Raw genomic sequence first — 255 nt, 5'->3', positions numbered from 1 at the left:
TTTTTTTTTTTTTTTTTTTTTTTTTTTTTTTTTTTTTTTTTTTTTTTTTTTTTTTTTTTTTTTTTTTTTTTTTTTTTTTTTTTTTTTTTTTTTTTTTTTTTTTTTTTTTTTTTTTTTTTTTTTTTTTGTTTTTTTTTTTTTTTTTTTTTTTTTTTTTTTTTTTTTTTTTTTTTTTTTTTTTTTTTTTTTTTTTTTTTTTTTTTTTTTTTTTTTTTTTTTTTTTTTTTTTTTTTTTTTTTTTTTTTTTTTTTTTTT

At 0.4% G+C, this 255-nt stretch carries 1 protein-coding gene; it reads left to right on the top strand.

The window, feature by feature from the left end; genetic code table 11:
* Positions 1-255: hypothetical protein (locus DJ82_RS15625; RefSeq protein ID WP_094580879.1), on the top strand; the 255-nt coding region annotated here is incomplete at both ends.

Origin of the sequence: Halorubrum sp. Ib24, assembly GCF_002252745.1 — an archaeon.
GTDB lineage: Archaea > Halobacteriota > Halobacteria > Halobacteriales > Haloferacaceae > Halorubrum.
The sequence above is the reverse complement of the archived record's forward strand: the minus strand, read 5'-3'. Positions and strand labels throughout refer to the sequence as shown.